Source organism: Rothia sp. HMSC036D11 (assembly GCF_001814205.1).
GTDB classification, from domain to species: domain Bacteria; phylum Actinomycetota; class Actinomycetes; order Actinomycetales; family Micrococcaceae; genus Rothia; species Rothia dentocariosa.
Map to the genome: position 1 here is coordinate 1 of NZ_KV815292.1, position 1,283 is coordinate 1,283.

Here is a 1,283-nt window from a genome sequence, read left to right on the forward strand (position 1 = left end):
ATATCTATGAAGAGTTTCCTGTGGTGGTGGGGTATGGCGTTGGTCTTCCGTCTTCGTATATTCCGCAGTTTGAGGAGCTGATGGGTGCAGAAAATGTGATGATTGCTGGTGAGGGTGTGCGGTATCCCTGGTCTGATTTTGAGGAAGAACAGCGCAGGAATTTCCCTCATGGTGCCCCGGACCCTCTGTACGATAAGTATGGGGAGCTTTTTGGTGTTACTACCCATAGTTCGCAGACTACGGGTGTTTATGTTGATGATCCTCGGTATTATCCTGAATCACCGTTTTATGACCCGGAGCTTGCTTCGAAAGTACACCTGGTGCATAGTGAATTTACTGAGCCAGACCCTTCTGTATAAGCATTATGGGGTATAAATGCGGCTATAAGGATGAGTTCATTGTTCCGGTGTTCACTTACGAGAGTGGGTACTGGGAACAGGTCATGAAGCCTCGTTTGCAGGAACAGGGGTGGTTTATTGTTGAGGTGGATTGTGCTGGTGTGGATACCTCGCATGAACTTGGGCGTAGGCTTTTACGAGCGCTTGGGTTTAATATTGCGCCGGATCAGTGGGTGAACGGTTTCTGGGTTATGAATGCTGTTACAGAAGCTGATTGGAATGATATGCGTCAGGGACTTTTTGTATTCTATGAGAACTTTGAGGATCTTTTTAGCGTACGGGAAGAGTGTTCGCCTTTTTATGCTCCGGAGTATGCCCTTCAACTAGCTGAAAATATGGTTTACCATTATTCCAAATTCCGGGGAAATATTTATGAACAGTATCCTGTGGTGGTGGGGTATGGTGTTGGTCTTCCCACCTCATATATTCCACAGTTTGAGGAGCTGATGGGTGCGGAAAATGTGATGATTGCTGGTGAGGGTGTGCGGTATCCCTGGTCTGATTTTGAGGAAGAACAGCGCAGGAATTTCCCTCATGGTGCCCCGGACCCTCTGTACGATAAAGAAGGGATCGTCTATGGGTTTACGATTGATGATAAGGATTCTACAGGAGTCTATGTGGAAGACCCTCGGTATTATCCTGAGTCACCGTTTTATGACCCTGCTCTTGCCTCAAAGGTGCACCTGGTACATAGCGAGTTTGACGATCCCGAATAATCGATCATGTTCCTTCTTGAGTTTAGTTGTCCATAACTTATAGCGAAGTTACGGACAACTAATTTTCTATACCTTTATGCCTGTCAACAAATAAGAAAGCTACGGAGGCTGTTCTGCCGCAACTGCTGTTAAGGAGGAATCCTATTACGTATACGGAAATGGATTTCAT

Annotated in this window: 1 protein-coding gene and 1 pseudogene; both read left to right on the top strand. The window is 46.1% G+C overall.

The window, feature by feature from the left end; all coding sequences use genetic code 11:
• A pseudogene (locus HMPREF2958_RS04720) lies at positions 1–359 on the top strand (hypothetical protein); the annotation flags it as partial.
• Between the two features lie 5 nt (positions 360–364).
• Complete coding sequence (locus tag HMPREF2958_RS04725) at positions 365–1,114, top strand: hypothetical protein (protein ID WP_070697033.1); 750 nt, start codon at positions 365–367, stop codon at positions 1,112–1,114.
• Positions 1,115–1,283 lie beyond the last annotated feature (169 nt).

Bases quoted from the DNA above. Each gene is read 5' to 3' on its own strand.
- HMPREF2958_RS04725 (WP_070697033.1), top strand. From the start codon at position 365: ATGGGGTATAAATGCGGCTATAAGGATGAGTTCATTGTTCCGGTGTTC.